This is a genomic window from Pseudorhizobium sp. NPDC055634 (assembly GCF_053618655.1).
The window spans coordinates 1,758-2,128 of record NZ_JBSHHW010000018.1 but is presented as its reverse complement, the minus strand read 5'-3'; the positions used below and the strand labels follow the sequence as shown (position 1 = coordinate 2,128).

1 rRNA gene (only partly in view) is annotated in these 371 nt (G+C 55.3%); it reads right to left on the bottom strand.

Features of this window, described 5'->3' with window-relative positions:
* Window positions 1–371: ribosomal RNA gene (locus tag ACWGPT_RS19825) — 23S ribosomal RNA — on the bottom strand (its annotated part continues 907 nt past the right edge of the window); the annotation flags it as partial.

The following is a 371-nucleotide window of genomic DNA, read 5'->3' as shown; positions in this document are numbered from 1 at the left end:
CTCTTTCAAGGGTGGCTGCTTCTAAGCCAACCTCCTGGTTGTCTGTGCGACTCCACATCCTTTCCCACTTAGCGTACGCTTAGGGGCCTTAGTCGATGCTCTGGGCTGTTTCCCTCTCGACCATGGAGCTTATCCCCCACAGTCTCACTGCCGCGCTCTCACTTACCGGCATTCGGAGTTTGGCTAAGGTCAGTAACCCGGTAGGGCCCATCGCCTATCCAGTGCTCTACCTCCGGCAAGAAACACACGACGCTGCACCTAAATGCATTTCGGGGAGAACCAGCTATCACGGAGTTTGATTGGCCTTTCACCCCTAACCACAGGTCATCCGCCAGGTTTTCAAAGCTGTTGTGTTCGGTCCTCCACGACCT